The sequence below is a fragment of the Shewanella indica genome (genome assembly GCF_033842865.1).
GTDB lineage: Bacteria > Pseudomonadota > Gammaproteobacteria > Enterobacterales > Shewanellaceae > Shewanella > Shewanella indica.
On sequence record NZ_JAWXXR010000001.1, the window covers coordinates 581,652 to 601,730 of the forward strand.

12 protein-coding genes are annotated in these 20,079 nt (G+C 52.0%); 4 read left to right on the forward strand and 8 right to left on the reverse strand.

The genetic code is table 11. The features are described from left to right. Positions 1-268 precede the first annotated feature (268 nt). The 3 genes from SIL79_RS02745 to SIL79_RS02755 form a co-directional block, all read right to left on the reverse strand. Positions 269-550 (reverse strand): YgjV family protein, encoded by a 282-nt coding sequence (locus SIL79_RS02745; RefSeq protein WP_039035580.1) that lies wholly within the window; start codon positions 548-550, stop codon positions 269-271. Positions 551-817: 267 nt separating this feature from the next. Beyond that, the gene (locus tag SIL79_RS02750) at positions 818-1,255 is read right to left on the reverse strand and encodes a PaaI family thioesterase (protein ID WP_039035581.1); all 438 of its coding nucleotides are present in this window, start codon (positions 1,253-1,255) and stop codon (positions 818-820) included. 252 nt (positions 1,256-1,507) lie between these two features. Next, positions 1,508-4,009, reverse strand: a complete 2,502-nt coding sequence (locus tag SIL79_RS02755; protein WP_319618955.1) for a S8 family serine peptidase — start codon at positions 4,007-4,009, stop codon at positions 1,508-1,510. Positions 4,010-4,421: 412 nt separating this feature from the next. Between SIL79_RS02755 and SIL79_RS02760 the strand changes: the two genes are divergently transcribed. Beyond that, positions 4,422-4,850, forward strand: a complete 429-nt coding sequence (locus SIL79_RS02760) for a curlin (protein ID WP_405130409.1) — start codon at positions 4,422-4,424, stop codon at positions 4,848-4,850. Positions 4,851-4,868: 18 nt separating this feature from the next. Then, entirely contained in the window at positions 4,869-6,305 is a 1,437-nt protein-coding gene (locus tag SIL79_RS02765) for a curlin (RefSeq protein ID WP_144361618.1), read from the forward strand. Positions 6,306-7,743: 1,438 nt separating this feature from the next. On the opposite strand, the gene SIL79_RS02770 is transcribed toward SIL79_RS02765, so the two are convergent. Both SIL79_RS02770 and SIL79_RS02775 read right to left on the reverse strand, forming a co-directional pair. Further along, the gene (locus SIL79_RS02770) at positions 7,744-8,409 is read right to left on the reverse strand and encodes a helix-turn-helix transcriptional regulator (RefSeq protein ID WP_319618956.1); all 666 of its coding nucleotides are present in this window, start codon (positions 8,407-8,409) and stop codon (positions 7,744-7,746) included. 210 nt (positions 8,410-8,619) lie between these two features. Further along, entirely contained in the window at positions 8,620-9,225 is a 606-nt protein-coding gene (locus SIL79_RS02775; protein ID WP_071476570.1) for a DUF2238 domain-containing protein, read from the reverse strand. 158 nt (positions 9,226-9,383) lie between these two features. Between SIL79_RS02775 and serA the strand changes: the two genes are divergently transcribed. Both serA and ygfZ read left to right on the forward strand, forming a co-directional pair. After that, on the forward strand, positions 9,384-10,613 hold the full coding sequence (gene serA / locus SIL79_RS02780; RefSeq protein WP_039035005.1) for a phosphoglycerate dehydrogenase: 1,230 nt from the start codon (positions 9,384-9,386) through the stop codon (positions 10,611-10,613). Positions 10,614-10,712: 99 nt separating this feature from the next. Continuing rightward, a complete protein-coding gene (gene ygfZ / locus SIL79_RS02785; RefSeq protein ID WP_144360997.1) occupies positions 10,713-11,675 on the forward strand; it encodes a tRNA-modifying protein YgfZ in 963 nt (320 codons plus the stop codon). A gap of 58 nt (positions 11,676-11,733) precedes the next feature. Here the strand turns inward: ygfZ and SIL79_RS02790 are convergent, their stop codons facing one another. From SIL79_RS02790 to SIL79_RS02800, 3 genes are all read right to left on the reverse strand, one after another. Next, positions 11,734-12,765 (reverse strand): response regulator, encoded by a 1,032-nt coding sequence (locus SIL79_RS02790; RefSeq protein ID WP_071476568.1) that lies wholly within the window; start codon positions 12,763-12,765, stop codon positions 11,734-11,736. Positions 12,766-12,856: 91 nt separating this feature from the next. Then, positions 12,857-18,151, reverse strand: a complete 5,295-nt coding sequence (locus SIL79_RS02795; RefSeq protein ID WP_162206717.1) for a PAS domain S-box protein — start codon at positions 18,149-18,151, stop codon at positions 12,857-12,859. 455 nt (positions 18,152-18,606) lie between these two features. Then, the gene (locus SIL79_RS02800) at positions 18,607-19,974 is read right to left on the reverse strand and encodes an alanine/glycine:cation symporter family protein (protein WP_162206718.1); all 1,368 of its coding nucleotides are present in this window, start codon (positions 19,972-19,974) and stop codon (positions 18,607-18,609) included. Positions 19,975-20,079 lie beyond the last annotated feature (105 nt).

Here is a 20,079-nt window from a genome sequence, read left to right on the forward strand (position 1 = left end):
GCAGTCATATTGGCGATGTGGTCATCTTAGTCAAACGACCATTTTTTAAAAACGATTAAAACTGATTATCACAATTCCATTTATAGATTACATTGGGGCTGGCTTAATAAGTGGAGGATAAAGAAATGGATAACCGAGATAGCAGTGACTACCAGTCGAGATGAAAAACGGCTGAAGCAGAACAAGCTGACATTGTCACGAAAGCAAGAAACAAACTTTATAGAAACCGGCACCATGAGATTACTCGGGCGCCGGTGGTTTGCCAGTCTTACTTATCATCTGATTTTTCGCCGTTTATTTGATCACTTGACTGCAATTCAGGCGCTGGTGTGCGATAGAGTTTAACCAGGTAATAGGCATCGATAAGCACAATAAAGAAGTTCACCAAAGCCACAGGATAAGCAGCAATGGCCACACCATAGGCAACAAACAGTGCCGCTCCAAGCAGGTTCCACCAGCGCAACCGTTTGATATTGGACATCATCAGAGAGATAGCCACCACTACTGATGCCAGATATCCGACCCACTCCCATATATTGATTGTATCCATTCATGCTCCCCTATTTCACAGCAGCAACTGTCTTCGAATCATGACGCCCCTGAATGCCAAATTCCCAACCCCTCGCCTATAAGGATAGTCGCTTACAAACAGGAGCAAGAATGAATACTGGAGCTAAAAAATTGGCTTTGGGCCTGTTGGCAATCTACCCAATTGCAACTAGGCCCGTTGTCCATGCGAGTGAAATAATCTTGAAAAACAGGCGATACATTGGCCTTAATCTATGCTTTTACGCAAACTCAGCGCTAGCATATGGCCCTAACGCTTGATCACGGCCGCGGTCATACGGGAGATACAGGTCAGCTCACCGGCGCTATTATGAATAAGCACTTCCCAGACAGAGCTGCGTTTGCCCAAATGTACCGCTCTGGCGGTTGCCTTGAGTTCTCCATTACGGGCTGCCCGCAGGTGATTGGCGTTAATCTCCTGACCGACACAATAGTAGTTTTCAAAGTCCACCGCAAAATTAGCGGCATAGCTGGCCACCGTCTCTGCCAGTGCCACATTGGCACCACCATGGACTATTCCAAGTGGATTGTGGATAGCCGGAGATGCCGGCATGCTGGCAACCATATAGTCATCACCTATCTCTGTGATGCGGATCCCCAGTGTCTGCATCAGGGTGCCCTTGCCACTCATACCAACATCCAGTTTGGCACAATCTTCCAGGGTGATAGGGCGAAACCAAATACTCATCTTATTGTTATCCTTAGTACTCCAATTAGGAAAATCAGTGTACTTGGCCGCCAGCATCCAAGTAAACCCGACCAAGCAGATAAGCTTGCACCGACGCAACTTCAATGAAAGGTAAAGCAATGGGGCAATCGCCCCCCTGCGTAAATGATTGCGAAGTTCTGAAGTTATCTCCCCCTGTCATCAAAAATTAATTTTTGCACGATGTGTTTATAAAAAAAGCGGCCAGCTGGCCGCTTTCATCCATTTGGGTTATCAGAATTGAGCAACTACAGGATCAGAGCAAAGCTCGGCTTCCAGTTCACAAACCTGATAAGTCACGCTCTCGGCTTCAGTGCTGAAGCGATCACGGAACTGACCATCGTTGGCGGTAACGGCTATCTGCTCACCATCGCGGAAAATCGCCACTTCATCACCCAGGGCACCATTCCAGTTAACATCGACCATGGCGCTGCCACGACGGGACTTGAGGGCGCGGCTGATATCGGCAGAGATGCTGTGGGCAAATACCTGCACTTCCATGCTGACACTGTCGCTGAGCTCGGTGGCATCGGTCGCTGTCAGGGTCACTGTGTAGGTACCAGCCTGGGCATACACATGTTGAGGGTTTGCCTCGCTGGAAACAGAGCCGTCACCGAAATCCCAGTGGTAGCCGGCGATATCATCATTGATATCAGAGCTGCTGTTGCTGAAGCTGACGCTCAGACCTTCGGCTTGATAGTCAAAGCCGGCATTAGGTGCTGAAGGACCGGCTTCACCCAGCGCAGTGATCACCATACCCCAGTTGTTCAGGGTGCCATTGTCACCACCGGCGTGGTCAGTCACACTCAGAGTCCAGGTTCCTTGGGCAATTTCACCGTTGAAGTCACTCAAATCCCAACTCTTGACGATATCATCATTGCTACTGCCTTCACGATTATGCAGCACCACTTCGGTACCGGATGGCGAAGTCAGGGTCACAGTCAAATCACCAATCCAGGTGTGGCTGATGTTGACGTTGCTGTTGACCCCGAAGATCTGCAGCGGATCGGCGATCTCAATGGTGCTGGTCACTGTGGTGTTATCGGCAATAGCCACCGGGGTATCATTGCTGTACGGGAAGTCATTCAGCCCTTGAGGGATGATTTCCAGGCTCACCACACTGCTCTTTTCAATACTGCCGTCATTACCCGATACCGTGATGGCGTAATCACCCCACTGAGTCTCGGCTGTGCTGGCGACGTTCAGGGTAAAGCTGTCACCGGCACCAACATTGGTAGCAGACAAAGATACCCCTTCCAGAGCGGGTTCCACACTGACACTCAGCTCAACACTGCCATTCCAACCGGCGACACTACCGACACTAAAGTCATAGCTGGTGCTTTCACCGGCTTCAATGGTGCGGGCAGCCGGGCTCACGCTAAAGCGATAACTTGGGCTTGGATTAGCTTGATCGAGTGCATTGGCCGCATTCAGACGGGTACCGGCAACACTCTTACCTGTCATGGCCGCATTGGCATCACCCGAATTCATCAACAGTGCTTTCATCTCAAGCGGTGTCAGATCCGGGTTGATAGACCATACCAGAGCCGCGACGCCACTCACCATAGGTGTCGCCATTGAGGTGCCCGAATAGCTCTCGTAGCCACCACCAGGAACCGTTGACAGAATGGCACTGCCTGGCGCGGCCATATCTACACTGGTAGCACCCCAGTTGGAGAACCAGGAGATATCATCCGAGCTATTGGTACTGGCGATAGACATCACTATGTCCGATTCATAGTTGGACGGATAATGAGGGCTGGCATCATTATTTGTGGTGTCGTTACCGGCCGCAGCCAGGAACAGAATACCGGCGTCACCGGCAGTTTCAATGGAATCCTTCAGCGCCTGGCTGAAACCACCACCACCCCAGGAGTTGTTGGTGGCCTTGATATCGACACCATGATTCACCTTAAGATCTGTCATATAGTCGATACAGGCGATGGCATCTGCGGTAGAACCTGTACCTGCAGGAGTCAGAAACTGACAGCCGATAATAGTCACGTCCCAGTTGACTCCGGCGACACCCAGGCCGTTATTTCCCTTGGCGCCAATGGTGCCGGCCACGTGGGTACCATGACCGTTACCGTCCATGGGATCGCCATTGTTGTTGGCCGCGCTGAAACCGTGAATATCATCAATCACGCCGTTGCCGTCATCATCTATGCCGTTACCCGGAATTTCCCCCGGGTTGACCCACATGTTGGCCTGCAGATCCGGATGGGTATAATCAACCCCGGTGTCGATAACCCCGATGATCACATCCGTGCTGCCGGTAGTGACATCCCAAGCTTCGGGAGCATCTATATCGGCATCGGCCACACCACCGGTTTGCCCTGTGTTATGCATGCCCCAGAGTTCAGGGAAACGAGGATCATCCGGCATGCCTATGGCGCGCAAAATGTAGTTGGGTTCAGCATATTTAACCGCCGGGTGACTGGAAATCATCTTGATCGCCTGCTCAATATCGGCTCCTTGACGCAGATTCAGCTTGGCCAGACGACCATCAAGCAAGCGGGCAAATTTGTCATCTATACCATCGGCATTGGCATCACGCAAAGTACCACGTACCAGGCGCTGAGCCGCGATGCGCTCCTCCTTGGTGGCATTATCCTTGTAAACCACCAGGATAGAGTCCTTGGCGTAACGGATCTCGTTTTTAGCCATTGCAGGCGCGCTACCAAGCGCCATAACCCCAGCGACAGCTACTGCCAATGGCGAGAATTTTTTCAACATATTCGGGTTTCCTATAGTCCTTATAATCCCTTGGTATCCGGAACGGCTTGCATCTGCGGCACTTCCTTGAAACGACAGGCAAACAGTGACCAGCGAGTGAAATCCGGCGTTTATTTATTGCAAATAGATTGTTACCGCAATGAAAACGACAGCGATAGTAGCAAACGGTAAAATACGACTTTGATACTAGACGTGTTAGGTATAGATAATCTTATAAGCCGCCAAAAACAAAACACAATGCATTGTTTTAAAACAAAAATAAGTCAAACCACCATTATTACAAAAAGCAATATCGACTAAAGCCTAAATAGCCTTTAACTCCAATTGCGGCACCCATCCTATACGCGTAACTTTTGTTGCTGATTTGTTCCACTCTGGTTCAATCAAGGATATGTACGAAAAGGAGTCTTAGGTGTCGGTACTCGCAAAAATCCTGTTTGGTTCAACCGTTTTGTTGACCAGTCTTGGTACAGCAGCGACAGAGCGCCAGGTGAATGCATTACAGGAGTTGCCAGTCACCCTCCAGACACTGCTGGAAACTCAGGGACGTGACAACTTGGTCAACCTGATGCAACAAGGCAGTTTCAACCAAGCCATCATAATTCAAGCCGGAATTGACAACGGCGCCGTCATCACCCAAGTCGGATTGGGTAATCAGGCGCAAGTAGTACAACTCGGGGTCAATAACCAGGTTGAAATGATGCAGGTAGGTGACGCCAATAAGGCAAACATCACTCAAATAGGCAATGACAATCTGGTGCAACTCAACCAGCTTGGCAGCGCCAATTTTTCGATACAACAAATTGCCGATGCAGCCACTATCAGCATCACGCAGTATTAAAAACACAGGGAGCGTTTAATGAAATCTCAAGCTAAAAAGTCACTGATTGCACTGGCTATCACAACGGGTCTGGGTATGAGTGCCCAAGCCTTCGCCGGTAGTGTCAACGAAATATCAGTTAACCAGCAGAGCCGCAGCACTGTAGGACAGGAAGTCTATGCCGAGCAAACTGGCATTCTGAACCTGGCTGTCATCAATCAGGAAGGTTCTGCCCAGGAAGCCACCGTGGTTCAAGACGGTGTTTGGCACGAAGCCTATGTTGATTCCAAGGGCGACGAAAACAAAGTCACTGTGACTCAAAATGAAGACTGGCACGTGGCCAGCGTCGATGTGGATGGTAACGTCAACACTGCAACTGTCGCTCAATCCGGTTTCTTCAACGAAGCCAATGTGGAGCTGATCGGTGACAACAACAGCGCCGAAGTAAACCAGAACGGTGACACCAACTTTGCGGTATTCCGTGTCAACGGCAACGACAACTCTGGCTACATCAGCCAGAACGGTAACAACAACGAAGCCGGCATGATAGCCGTTGATTTCAGCCCCAACGTAGGCAACGGCAACTCTGTGACTGTACTGCAGGAAGGTAACGCCAACATAGGTGGCGTTCGCGGCGTTGCCGGTGATAACAACAGTATCGAAATCGATCAGGCTGGCGCTCTGAACACTGGCTTTGTTTATGCCCTGTCCGGCTCTGAAAACAGCATAGAAATGATGCAAACCGGCACTGCCAACACCGCAGTGCTCGAATTCACCACAGGTGATGATAACGACGTTGAAATCTATCAGAAAGGTGACGGCAACACGGTAGGCGATCTGCTGGTTGCCGATATTCAGGGTAGCGATAACCTAGTCGATATCCAGCAGGAAGGCGACACCAACGGCGTTGAATTCCAAATCTGGGGTGACGACAACAACATCGACCTGGAGCAGGATGGCAGCACCAACTTCGCCACTGCCGCCGCCTATGGCACAGACAACAGCATGGACCTGACCTCACAGGGCGATTACAACGAACTGGTCGCCTTCACCACAGGCGAAGACAACCAGATCGAAATCCATCAGGAAGGCACTGAAAACTTTGCCTATGCCGAATTGGAAGGCGATAACAACGAAGTGGATATGGAGCAAGATGGCAGTGCCAACGAAGCTTTGGTCACAGTGGTTGGCTACAACAATACCGATATCGAAACCACTCAAAGCGGTGAGCTCAACTTGGTAGACCTGCTGATCCTGGGTGATAACAACCTGGCTCAAATCGTTCAAAGCGGTGACAACAACTGGGTGAGTGGTGTTGAAGGCGGTGCCTTCGCTGTGGTTGGTACAGGTAACAGCCTGATGATCACCCAAAGCGGTAACGAAAACCTGGTTGTCGGTTCTCAGGCCGGCGCCAGCAATGCTATCAGCGTAACCCAAAGCGGCGACTACAACGTTGCCACTGTTATCCAGAACTAATCACTCTGGCGCTTTGTGCGAAAGGGAGCCTCTTGGCTCCCTTTTTATTTGCCCAATTGCCAACTGAGCGTGAGTCATTATGGCTTGAAAACTTATGGTTACAGCGGTTTCCTGGAAACCCCATACCATAAGCATCGAATAGCAAGGCGAGTACTCACTGCTGGCACAGTGGCTATCATGGCTTCTAACTAAAAGTTACTAATTAGTATTGGCAGAGCCTCCGGCGACGGATGTTTCTCATTGCCTACCGCAGGCTTATGCACAGGCGATCCTGTGACAAGGCGAGAGTTGCGCAGCAACATGCTTTCGAGCGCGAGCCAGGGATGGTGAGCTGGCCGTTAAACAAGGAAGTTGTTGTGAACCCATCCCTGGGCGCTCGACGAAAACGTCCCTGTTTTCGACGGTCACAGTTCCGCCTGTGCCTGAAAATGAGGTGTATGTCTGCAGACACTTCAGATGTTTCAAGCTACTCAGTGCTAACAGAATTACACCAATTCCCCCTTCGGAGCCGCCGCTGGCGTTGTTGTAAATTGGCGTAGCCGAGACAGGGATGTCGAGGCTCGAAGGTCGAGCAGGGCGAATGTTGCTAGGCAACAAGCTTATGAGCGCGAGCCAAGGAAGGCGAGCTGGCCGTTATGCATGGATGTATTTGGCGAGTCCTGAATGTAGCCAATTTGCTTTATAAGCCAGCGGGGATTTCGGCTACGTTGGGGTGTCCTTGGGGATGCAAGGGGCTTTGGACAAGCAAAGCCCCTTGTCCGGTGTGGTTTGGCGAGTGTCGCGCAGCGACTGGCTGCGAGCGAGAGCCAGGGATGGCGAACTGGCCGTTGTGCATGGAGGCATTTACACCACGACTTTAAGCCGCTGGCACAGCGGCTATCATAGCTTCCAGCTAAAAGTTCCTAAGTTAGTATTGGCCGTGCTTCCAGCCACGATGTAGCCAATCACCTGCGGTGCGCTTTTCGCACAGGCGATCCTGTGACTCGCTGCGAGTACGTCCCTGTAAGCTCTGCCTCGCCATCCCTGGCTCGGAAGGTCACAGTTCCACCTGTGCCTGAAAATGAGGTGTATGTCTGCAGGCATATAGGTAACTTCAAACAAGTTAGCTCTCACAGAATTGCTCCAATCCCTCCTCGGTGTCGCCGACAGCCGTTGGCGCAAATAACGTGGCTGAGGGCGAATGCTCGCCGGTGGCGAGCGTGCTTATGAACGCAAGCTATGAACAGATTGGAATGCTTAAGCCCCACGACTTTCGCCACAGGCACAACAACTATCATAGCTTTGGCTGAAAGCCATTCCCAACGCGTAAAAAAGCACAAAGCAGCGGCGATTGCCGCACTCTGACAGGAATTTTCCACTGACTTGGCTTACATAAAAAGCCATCAAAACATAAACAAGCCCCATTCGGGGCCAAGTTCAGGCTGAATCCAGCGACAAATCAACTGATGAGATCGAAGTGACTCTGATAGGTCTGGGCCCAACGCAACAATTCGACTCGATTACGAGATTGTGTCTTGCGGAAAATCGATGAGATATGCGCCTTGACCGTATGCTCACTGATACACAGACGCTGGGCTATCTCTTTATTCCTGGCACCACTGGAAACCAGCTGAATAATGGTACGTTCACGCCGGGTCAACATCTGCAGCATGGAAACCGTATCGGCCGACATCTCATTGCCAGTGTCCAGAGTTTTAACCAACTTACGGAACATCTTACTGATAAGGGTTCTGTCGTACCAGAGCTCATCGGCCACCATCTTGCGTAGACCAGTGAGCATAAGATCGATACGCTGATCTGAGTAGAGCACTCCGCGGATCCCCAGCAACATGGCTGATTCCTGATCCAGTGACCCTCTGCAGACTTGATAAAGGGCGACCGGAACATGGGAAACCAAACGACTGGCCAATAAAGGGATCCCCTTATTATCCAGCGCTGCCCCCTTCTGAGAGATTAGATAAAAAGTACTATCGCTCTTCTGCGGTTCCAACTGCTCCGGGTGGCGTACTATACGAGTCTTAAGACCGATGGACTCGGCCAGTATGGCCAAATGACAAGGGGCGGCTATTTGATTTATAAAAACCAACTCATTGATACTACTCATTTTTACTCTTCTCCCTGAAAAGTCTTGCTTATATCCCTAAAGGGATAGCTTCCTTAATCACTTTAAGTGCGACTACACAAAAAGCATCAGACGATTCTGACCAGATAACGTCCGGTTTTCATCACCATAAAGTATTATTCTAACAATCTTTAACAGATTTTTCAGACGGAAGATTGTAAAGAGTGTATTCAAAACTCTTTGTTCCAACTGTCAATCTACGTTTAAATGCCGCAATTGACGGTCATGAAATGAGGATAAGAAGAACAAGGCAGCGATAGCACCGACAAGGGCCATCAGCATATCCGACTGGGTATCCCAAACGTAGCCTTGGGTGCCGAGAAAGGCCTCGGCGCCGGTTCCGGTGGCAACGGCGACCCACCATTCTATCAGTTCATAGAAAGCCGATAAGGCCAAGGCAAAACAACTGACTAGAAAGGCACACCAGGCACCCGGCTTCACTGCCCGATTACGCAGCAGTATCTCCCGAGCAATCATGGCCGGGATAAACCCTTGCGCCAAGTGACCCAGTTTATCGTAGTTATTGCGCTCAGAACCCATCCACTGTGCCAAGGTATCGAACAGTGGCACCTCGGCGTAGGTGTAGTGGGCACCGACAAAGAGGATCAGGCAGTGCACCAAGATCAGGCCATAAAGCAGTGGAGTCAACGGGAAACGCTTACGGGTAAAAAACAGTATCGGCAGCGCCAGCATACCCGGCAGCGCTTCCAGCCACCAAGTAAAATTATCTTTGGGGGCTATCGCCGACCAGATAAGTACCGCAAAATAAATGACCAGCCAGATAATTGTGTTTTTCAAGCCACTTTCCTTATGCCAGTGATTGTTCTCTATTAGGAAAAAATACTTTAGCCATCTAGCCCTCCACTTAATCTGAAAAAAGTGCTACTTTGGTTGGGCATGAGCGAAAATATCATAGCATACGTACATTAGTTAATAATCAAGAGGGTACCTATATCATGGCGAAACACTCGCTGGACAAGGATAAAATTAAAATCCTGTTGTTGGAAGGCGTCCACCAATCAGCCGTTGATGTGCTGGAAAGGGCTGGCTACACCAATATCGAGTATCATAAGGCATCACTTTCCGGCACTGAGCTGCAGCAGTCGATCAAAGATGCCCATTTCGTCGGAATCCGCTCCCGTACCCAACTAACCCAAGAAGTCTTGCAACAAGCTGAAAAGCTGGTTGCCATAGGATGTTTCTGTATCGGTACCAACCAGGTCGATCTCAAGGCTGCCGAGCAACTGGGTATTCCAGTATTCAACGCACCCTTCTCCAATACCCGCAGCGTGGCCGAACTGGTACTCGGTGAAATCATCATGTTGCTGCGCGGGATCCCGCAGCGCAACGCCCTGGCCCATCGTGGTGGCTGGCTCAAGAGCGCCAATGGCAGCTTTGAAGCCCGCGGCAAAACCCTTGGGGTTATAGGTTATGGTCATATCGGCACCCAGCTTGGGATCCTTGCCGAAACTTTAGGGATGAAAGTGATCTTCTTCGATATCGAAGATAAGCTGCCGCTGGGTAACGCCCAACAAGTTCACTCCATGGAGCAACTGCTGTCTCAGGCCGATGTGGTCAGCCTGCATGTACCTGAAACACCACAGACCAAAGAGATGATTGCCCAGGCCGAACTGGCGATGATGCGCAAAGGGAGCATATTGATCAACGCTTCCCGCGGCACAGTGGTGGATATCGACGCCCTGGCCGTCGCCCTCAAGGAGCAGCAGTTGGCTGGTGCTGCCATCGACGTGTTTCCGGCTGAGCCCAAGTCCAACACAGATGAATTCCAAAGCCCGCTGCGCGGTCTGGACAATGTGCTGCTGACCCCTCACATAGGTGGCAGCACAGAAGAAGCTCAGGAAAACATAGGTATTGAGGTTGCCGGCAAGCTGGCCAAATACTCAGACAACGGCTCTACCCTGTCGGCAGTCAACTTCCCGGAAGTATCGCTGCCGCAGCATAAAGATGCCTCTCGCCTGCTGCATATTCACCATAACCGTCCAGGTATTCTGATCAAGATTAACCAGGCGTTTTCAGAAAAAGGCATCAACATTTCAGCCCAGTACCTGCAAACCACGCCGACCATAGGTTATGTGGTAATGGAAGTGGATACCACTCAGGCAGAAGAAGCACTAACAGAACTCAAGTCTATCGAAGGCACTATCCGTACTCGTTTGCTGTTCTGATTTTCACAGGGCGCCTTATTACCCTTGGCGCCCTGTTTATTTCTGTCAAATCCGCTACAATCGCAGATCTCTTAATGCCTTCAATCTCAGGATCTTGTTATGAGCATTTGCGTTTCTCAGCCCGATTGGCCTCTGGATGCCGGCATTCCGGATCTGCTTATTTCCCGCCTCTCTCACTTGGGTCTGCTTGCCGTTACCGGTGAACAGGGCCGCAGCTTTATCCACGGTCAGGTCACCACAGATATCAGCTCTCTCACGACAGAGCAGTGGCGCTGGGGCGCTCACTGCGACCCCAAAGGCAAGATGCTTTCAAGCTTCAGAACCTTTACTCTGGGTGATGCCCTGATATTGATGATGCCAAAAGATACCCTGGCAGCCGACTTGCCGCAATTGAAGAAGTATGCGGTATTCAGTAAGGCCGAACTGGTCGATGTCAGCGACGATTACAGCCTCTTGGGTGTTGCCGGTGCCAAGGCGAGCACTTGGCTGACAGAGCAGCTTCCGGGCTTCAACGCCGAGCAACAAGTCAGCGCTGTCGATGGCGGCGCAGTGCTGCAGGACGGCGAGCGCTTTATTCTGGTACTGCCCAAAGCCCAGGCCGATGCCATCTGCCAGCAGCCTCCAGTCGATGCCAGTGCCTGGCAAGAGCTGGAAATCCTTGCCGCCTACCCTAACCTGCCGGCAGCACACATGGGCCAATTTGTACCGCAAATGTGCAACCTGCAAGCCATCAACGGCATCAGCTTCACCAAGGGTTGCTACATGGGCCAGGAAACCGTGGCCAGAATGAAGTATCGCGGCGGCAACAAGCGAGCCCTCTATATTCTCAAGGGCAAAGCCACTGTCGATGTCACCCCGGAAACCACGCTGGAGATGGCGCTGGAAGGAGGTTTTCGTAAGGGTGGCAGCATTATTGAAGCCGTACAACGAAATGGCGAGTTACTGCTGACCGCAGTACTGGCCAATGACACAGAAGTCGGTGCCAAATTCCGTATCGCCGATGATGAAAACAGCGAACTGACGGTAATGCCTCTACCCTACTCTCTGGAAGAGCAGGAGTAACAATAAATCACCCAATAAAGGCGCCGTCGGCGCCTTTATTTTTATCCGCAGTTTGTCGCTATTCGGTGCCGGACTCGGTTTCCATATGAGTGTCACGCACTTCAATCACCTGGGGCAATATCTGTTTGAAGTGCTCCACCAGTTCAGGGTCAAAGTGTTTCCCTGCCTCAGACTCCAGCAACGCCATGGTATCTTCTATGCTCCAGGCCTTCTTGTAAGGTCGAATCGAAGTCAGGGCATCAAAGACATCGGCAATGGCGACGATTCGCCCCTCAATGGGAATATCTTCGCCTTTTAAACCTTTGGGATAACCTGAGCCGTCCCACTTTTCGTGGTGGGTCAATGCTATCCTCCGGGACATCTGCAACAGAGGATCCGGGTGTTCACCAATAATCTCGGCGCCGATTTCGGCGTGTTGTTGCATGATTCTCCACTCTTCGGCATCCAGCTTGGCCGGCTTTTTCAGCACGGCGTCCGGCGTACCTATCTTGCCGATATCATGCATGGGCGCCGCATTATAGAGTAGTTCACAGAAGTGTTCCGGCAACTGGGCTTGCTGCGCCAGTAGCTTGGCGTAGTGGCTCATGCGAATAACGTGTAAGCCGGTTTCGTTATCCTTGTATTCGGCAGCGCGGCCCAGACGACGAATGATCTCGAAACGGGTCTGTTCCAGCTCGTGAGTGCGTTCACGCACCTGTTGTTCCAGCAAGCGCTGCTGATCATAGAGGGCCAGGTGGTTCCGCACCCGCGCCTTAACTATCGGGGCACTGACAGGCTTGGTGATGTAGTCGACAGCGCCCAAATCAAAGCCCTGGGTCTCATCGGCCACTTCAGAGAGAGCGGTGACAAAGATCACCGGAATATGGCAAGTCATAGGCTCTTGCTTGAGACGCTTACAGACTTCATAGCCATTCATACCCGGCATCATCACATCCAGGAGGATCAGATCCGGAGGGCTCTTCTGCGCCAACGCCAGCGCTCTTGGGCCATCTATCGCCACCTTGAGCTTATAGTCATCGCCGAGGATCCCGAGCAGAATATCAATATTCTCCGGTGTATCATCCACGACCAACACAGTGGCTTTTTCCATCCCAATCTCCCTCTTGCTCCAGACACCGATTTGCATCTCGGCACAGCAGGTTCCGCCGTAGCCCGTAATTACCCGTTGAGTATAGTCAGGCTTATTCCGCCTCGTTCAGCTCTTGCTGTAATTCGCGAATAAGGTCGGCAGCATCATCAAATTGATAGCTGCCAACCATGCTGCTGACAGGTTTCAAGCGCTGCCACAAAGGTTTACTCACCCGGCGGCTCAATGCTTCCAGTTGAACGACGGCATCAGCATCGGCATCTTCCAGACTGCTTTGCAGTTGCTGCAAAGCGATTTTAAGCGTCTCGATATCCATCTCCTCGGCCGCATCAGCTTGCGTCTGAGGAGCGCTTTGTGGCTTATCACCCATCCAATCTGCAATGGCGTCGACAATGACGGCGACCCGCTTTTCCACTGCCTGCAACTCTTGCTCACATTCTTCAGCGGCCGCCAACTTAGCTTCCAATTGCCGAGCCTCTTCCACCAAAGTCTCAGAGCAAAGATTGCCCGCCAGCCCCTTCAAAGTATGCGCCGCCCTAACCGCTTCTTCCTGCTGCTGTTCCTTGAGCGCTTTGCGGATCCGTTTGCCGACATTGCCCTGACTAGCGAGGAAACGCTCGAAGATGCGCCGATAGAGGCGCTCTGAATGCTGCACCAGCTGCAAGCCCCGGTCGATATCCAAGCTCTCTTGTTCCGGCCAGCTCACCAGATCATCAGGAGCATCACCATCGGCCATTTCAGTGTTATTCTTCCCTGCAGCAGGGGCTTGCCCCCCTCCCAGATACTGCAACAACACCTGATACAAGAGGCTGACTTCTATCGGCTTGGCAATGTGATCATTCATGCCGGCCATCAGGCACATCTCCTTGTCACCGGCCATGGCGTTGGCCGTCATGGCGACCACTGGCAACTGCTCAAGCCCTGGCATCTTACGCAGCGCTTCTGTGGCCTGATAGCCGTCCATCACAGGCATTTGACAGTCCATCAGCACAAGATCAAACTGCTGCTGCGCCAACTTCTCCAGCGCTATCTGGCCGTTTTCTGCGATAGACAGGTCTATGCCTACCTGCTCGAGAAACTCGGTCGCCACCTCCTGATTCATCTCGTTGTCTTCCACCAGCAGCACTCGTTTGCCGGCAAGAGCCGCCAATTGCAGCGATTCAAGATCCAATACCTTGCGCCTGACGGGAATATGGCCCTGACGTCCAAGCGCCAACATAATGCCGTCCAGCAGCCTGGAGGCACTGACCGGCTTGGTGATATAGCCGTTGATCCCGAGTTGCTCCAACTGTTCGATAAAGTCATTGTTGGCGTGGGCCGATACCATGAGGATCAGTGGCGGCTCCTTTAGCTGCAATATTTGCCGGGCGGTTTCCATGCCGTCCAGCTCAGGCATCTTCCAATCGATCAGGGCCATCTTGTAGGACTTGCGCTTCACCTTCTCCAGCGCCTCCATGCCGCTGCGGGCACAGTCGACGACAAAGCCCATACTCTCGAGCGTAGTACGCAATATATCTCTGGCGGTGCCGTTGTCATCAACCACCAGAATCGGCATACCTTCCAGTTCCTGCTCTACATTGAGCTTGTCGTTTTCCGCAACCTTGAGTCGCACGGTAAAGAAGAAACAACTGCCGTTACCAAACTGGCTTTCAACGCCGATTTCACCGCCCATCAGTTCCACCAGCTGTTTGGAGATCGCCAGCCCAAGCCCGGTACCACCGTATTTACGTGTGGTTGAAGTGTCCGCCTGGCTGAAAGACTTGAATAATCTGGCCTGCTGCTCGGCCGTCAGACCTATGCCACTGTCACGCACTGCGAATCTCAGAAGCACCTCATTCTGCTCTCGGCTAAGCTCAGTTATCGACAGCATCACTTCACCGCGCTCGGTGAATTTAATGGCGTTGTTCATCAGGTTAATCAACACCTGACTGAGGCGTAGCGGATCCCCTTCCAGATAGCTGGGCACACTGGGGGCCACGGCAAACAACAGCTCCAATTGTTTGTCGGCGGCACGCTCCGAGAACATATCCCCGAGATCTTCCAGAATATTGTCGAGCTGGAACGGCACCACTTCGATATCCAGTTTGCCGGCCTCAATCTTGGAAAAGTCGAGAATGTCATTGATGATCCCCAGCAGGGATTGCGAAGCCCGTTCAATTTTTTCCACATAGTTACGCTGCTTGTTATCCAGCTTGGTCTGCAGACACAGTTGTGACATACCGATAATGGCATTCATCGGGGTGCGTATCTCGTGGGACATATTGGCAAGAAAGTCACTCTTGGCCTTGTTGGCAGCATCGGCTTCATCCTTGGCCGTCATCAGCTCATTGGACAAGAGTTTCAAGCGGGTGATGTTGGCAATGCTCATAACCACTGAGCGTTCACGATCACCTTCTTCCTCAATTTCAGAAGCGTTGACGGCCATCCACATCGGCTCGCCAGAAGCACTGAGCAGGCGCCACTCGCCGCTGACACTGTGATCGTCACTCTGTTGCAAGCGCTCGTACAACTCGTTGGCTTTGCTTCTGTCTTCCGGCACCATCAGATCGGCAAACGAGCGACGTTTCAGCTGTTCGGCACTCATGCCCATATCAGTGCAGAATTGACCATTACAATCCATTATGGTGCCGCGATCATCCAGGTTGACTATGCCTATGCCTGCGTTATCAAACAGGGCCCGGAAGTGTGCCTCACTCTGGGCCAGTTCGGTTTCCATCTTTTTACGGCCGCTGATATCGGTCAGATAACCGTTCCAGAGCATGCCATCCTGCTGTTTGCTGCCTTTGGCACCGGCCTCGAGCCAACGCACCTCGCCGGAAGGGTGACGGTAGCGAAACTCTTTGATCCACTGCAGCCCCCCCTCACCGGAAAGCAGCCGAATAATGCTGCCCCTGTCTTCGGCAACAATCCGCTCGGCCACCAGATCAAAGTCGGCCATTACCTCATTCTTGTGGTGGCCCAGAGTGGCAATGGCTGCACTGGAAAGGAAGGTGAATCTGCGTTGCTGCGGGCTTTGCCAAAATAGTTGATACACAGTACTGGGCACAGACTCTGTGATGGTTTCCAGTTGCTCCCGCGACTGCTCCATCTTTTCCTGAGCCAGCTTGCTGTCGGTAATGTCGTTGAGGCTGCCATCGAACCACAGTGGATTGCCGTCTTCGTCGTAACTGGCCTTACCCTTTTCATGGATCCAACGCACGCTGCCATCCCGGTGGCGAATACGATACTCAACATCGAAGGCTTGCTGCTCGGCCAGAGCCGAATTTATGGTGTCAATACACAGTTGCTTGTCTTCATCAATAACCAGGGAGCCATAACTGCGCTTCTTGCTGTCGATAAAGTGCCAGGCCGGATAACCGCTTATCTCAGTGATATTGTCGCTGACATACTCCATGGTCCAATGTTCATCGACCCGGGTACGATAAACAGCGCCGGGGATGTTGGATACCAGACCGCGAAAACGGCTTTCGCTCTCGCGAATTTTACGCTCTACTGCCAGTTGCTCGGTCAGATCCCGAATCGATGCCGCCACCTGGTGTTTACCCTTCTGATCGGCCGGTAACAGGCTCAAACCTATCTGCACCGGAAACTGGGAGCCATCACACTTGAGCGCCTGCAGCGCCTTGCCCTTGGCCATCATGCGATCCTTACCGTCAGTCACAAAGGTATGACGCTTGGCCGCATGCTGCAAACGATCGACTTCCGGCAACAATTGATCTATGTTGAGTTTGAGCATCTCTTCAGCGTTATAACCGAATAGCTCCTGACAGCGGCTGTTGGAGAACACCAGCATGCCATTTTCATCGACAATCAGCATCGCCTCCGGCGCCGCTTCCAGCACTGCGTTGGACCAGGCCGCGGCGGAAAACTGCTCGGTAACATCGTTGAACAACATCTCCACCGAAATCAGCTTACCTTCATCATCGAGCAAGGGCTGCATAAACAGATCCAAACGTCTCAAGCCACCTTCGGCGTCGGCCAACTCCACCTGATGTGGCGGTACGGACTCACCGGCCAGCGCCTGTTCCATATACTGCCAGTTGGCTTCATTGATACTGTTGCTGGAAAACAGCCGCTGATACTTGCGCCTGAGCACCTCAGGGGAGATGCCCAATACCTTCTCCACACCGTCGCTGGCCTGCACTATGGCGCCGTAAGGATCCATAGAGCAGTAAAAGGACTTATCACTCATGCCATCGATAAGCTTGGCAAACCTGTTGCCACGGGAGTCGAGCAGTGCTTGTTCCCTCTCTTCGAGAATTTCAGCCATCTCATTGAATTTATTACTGAGAGTAGCAATCTCCCGCACCACGCCTTCAGGCTTTTGCAAGCGTTTTATCAACCCCTTGCTGAAGTCCACTATCCCGGTTTCCAACAGCTCCAGGGGCTGGGTGAGACGCTTGGCACTCCAGTAACTGGTCACCAGCAGCAATATAGCCAATAACAACAGATTGATTGTTAACGAGCTGAAATCCTGCAGGAAAGAACGCAGCAACTGTTTTTGTGGGGTAATCACCAATACCCGCCATTCCAATGGTGCCACTCTGGCAACACTGGCAAGGTACTGCACGCCATTGAGGTCACTCAGAGCCACTTCAGGGGTGTCGGCGGCGTAGATATGTTGCGCCGCTTCCTTTCCTGCAGCGGTATTGGCGAGCCAATCTTCCAATTTGGCATTGCGGCTAAGGTTATTGTCCGGGTGATAAATGAGCCGCCCCTGGTTATCCAACACCAACAGCTTTTTGGGATCGATTCCCAAGCGAATCGGTAAGCTGGAAAGCGCCAGATCTGTGGTTATGACTCCCAAAGGTGCCGCTTCACTGCCGAAAGGCTGTGAGAAGGTGATCATCAAAGCATTGCCGGCACCCTCGTCGAAATAAGGAGGAGACCAATAACCGTCAGGATGCTTAAGCGCCTCGGTCCACCATCCCCATTCGCCGCTGGTGTAATCATAGGCTTCCTGACCTATGTCCATAATCGCAATAGAAAGATCCTGGCGGAAAGCATAGGGCGCGAAGCGTTTTTGCCCGGGCAGAAATCCGGGCTGAAAGGCGATGGCGCTGCCGTAAAAGTTGGGGTTGCGCTGCAATCTGTCTTTAAGCAGTTGATAAAGATTGTCAGCTTGCTGCAGACGCTCGAATGACTCAAGATGCCCAATGCTGTAGGCCAGAGTTTGGGTATTGCGCTGCGCCAGAGACAATTCAAACTCAAGCCGCTTGGCAGCAAAGTCGGCCTTTTCAGCCAGATCGGTAAAGAAGGCCTTTTCTTCATCCTGATAGTTATACCAGCCGGTAACCCCCGAAATCACAGTCATGATAGTGATTAAGGGAATGGCTATCTGCAACAGAATACGGCTGCGAAAAGTTCTGAGTGTCGCGGTATCCGGCATAAATCTGCCTCTCTGACGATTTCCTTGCGACTCTGCAACAGCAAAGTCCTATTGTCAGGCACCCCCCTCTTGGGCATTCAATGCCGAAGTACATCAGGCGACTGAAGTCAACCAACTGATTAAAGGTCAAAAATTAACCTTGTCATTTAAGCATTAGCCATAATGTTACACAAGTAACTCGGCGCGAATTTACATAAAATTCATCCATCGGCGAGCGCCGGATAATACACTGCCGGCTAACAGCAAACTAAACTCACGGCGTGAAATAGACTCTTGCTGACATGGCGCATAACACTGAGCTATCAGCCCCTTTCCGCCAGATAGCCCAGCAATATATAAGCAACAGCTACCGAATAGCAGCCGCTAACTAGTGATAACCTTAAACCGCCTGCCACATTAGCCAGAATAAGGCGGTTTGAAGACTGGTTGCTGGCCTTGATTGCTTCGCTCAAGACTCAGGCATCGGCCTGAGGCAAAACCTCATCACTGCAGCCGCGCAGACGCTGAAAATAACTGCGGGTTTCTGCCAGCACCAGGTGGCGCAGACCTATGATGGCTATCAGATTGGGTATCGCCATCAAGCCGTTGACTATGTCGGCGAGCAGCCAGATGAGATCCAGCGTGATAAAGGCGCCCGAAGCAATGAGCCCAAGGAAAACCCAACGATAGAGCGGGATCCAGCGGCCCTTGGTGAGATAGCTCCAGCAGCGATCGCCATAATAGTTCCAGCCAAGAATGGTGGTAAAGGCAAAACACACCAGTGCTACGGTTACCAAATACTGGCCAATCAGCGGTGTGGTAGCACTGGAGAAAGCGGCGCTGGTCATACCGGCCCCGGCGCTATCGCCATTCCAAACGCCGGTAATAATAAGTACCAAACCCGTCATGGTGCAGATAATAATGGTATCGAAGAAGGTGCCCGTCATGCTCACCAGCCCCTGCTCAACCGGTTCCTTGGTCTTGGCGGCTGCCGCCGCTATCGGGGCACTGCCCAAACCCGACTCGTTGGAGAACACTCCGCGAGCTATCCCGGTTTGAATCGCCAGGGCAATACCGGCCCCCAAAAAGCCACCGGTCGCCGCCACTGGATTGAAGGCGGAATGCAACACCAGCGCAATAGCATCCGGAATCGCCTCACTGGCGCTCAGCAGCACCCAAAGACAGGCAACCACATAGCCTATAGCCATAGTGGGCACCAACTTTTGTGCCACAGCCGCAATCCGTTTAACTCCCCCTAAGGTCACAGCAGCCACCAGCAAGGTCAGTACCACGGCCGTGATCCAGGCTGGCACATCAAAGGCAATGGTCATGGCTTCGGAAATCGCGTTGACCTGGGCAAAAGTCCCTATACCGAAAAAAGCGACACCGACACCGAAAACCGCAAACAGCTTGGCCAACCAACCGAGCCCCAGGCCTTTTTCTATGTAGTACATGGGGCCACCGGCAATATTACCGTGGCGATCTGTGGTGCGAAACTTAAGCGCCAATAGACACTCGGCGTACTTGGTGGCCATGCCAAACAAGGCAGCAACCCACATCCAGAACAGAGCTCCGGGGCCACCGAGTTTGATGGCAGTAGCCACCCCGACAATATTACCCGTGCCTATGGTGGCAGACAGTGCGGTACAGAGGGCGGCAAAAGAGGAGAGCTCCCCCTTGCCATTGGCGGGTTTGAACAGCAATTGCAGCGCCAGCGGTAGACGCAACAGTTGAATGAATCCCAGCCTGAAGCTCAGATAAATACCGGTTCCCACCAGCAAGAGTAAGGTGGCAGGTCCCCAGACAATAGCGTTTATCTGGGTAAGAAGTGCATGAAAATCCATAGATTCCTCAGTTATTAAACATCTAAATTAATAAACGGAGGAGGAAAAGAAATGGCTGCGAAACCGCGGCAGCAAAGGCCAAAAGCGAAAGATCACCAGAGGCAA

Excerpts from the sequence above, each read along its gene's own strand:
- SIL79_RS02745 (WP_039035580.1), bottom strand. The coding sequence starts at position 550 with ATGGATACAATCAATATATGGGAGTGGGTCGGATATCTGGCATCAGTA.
- SIL79_RS02750 (WP_039035581.1), bottom strand. The coding sequence starts at position 1,255 with ATGAGTATTTGGTTTCGCCCTATCACCCTGGAAGATTGTGCCAAACTG.
- SIL79_RS02755 (WP_319618955.1), bottom strand. The coding sequence starts at position 4,009 with ATGTTGAAAAAATTCTCGCCATTGGCAGTAGCTGTCGCTGGGGTTATG.
- SIL79_RS02765 (WP_144361618.1), top strand. The coding sequence starts at position 4,869 with ATGAAATCTCAAGCTAAAAAGTCACTGATTGCACTGGCTATCACAACG.
- SIL79_RS02770 (WP_319618956.1), bottom strand. The coding sequence starts at position 8,409 with ATGAGTAGTATCAATGAGTTGGTTTTTATAAATCAAATAGCCGCCCCT.
- serA (WP_039035005.1), top strand. The coding sequence starts at position 9,384 with ATGGCGAAACACTCGCTGGACAAGGATAAAATTAAAATCCTGTTGTTG.
- ygfZ (WP_144360997.1), top strand. The coding sequence starts at position 10,713 with ATGAGCATTTGCGTTTCTCAGCCCGATTGGCCTCTGGATGCCGGCATT.
- SIL79_RS02790 (WP_071476568.1), bottom strand. The coding sequence starts at position 12,765 with ATGGAAAAAGCCACTGTGTTGGTCGTGGATGATACACCGGAGAATATT.
- SIL79_RS02795 (WP_162206717.1), bottom strand. The coding sequence starts at position 18,151 with ATGCCGGATACCGCGACACTCAGAACTTTTCGCAGCCGTATTCTGTTG.
- SIL79_RS02800 (WP_162206718.1), bottom strand. The coding sequence starts at position 19,974 with ATGGATTTTCATGCACTTCTTACCCAGATAAACGCTATTGTCTGGGGA.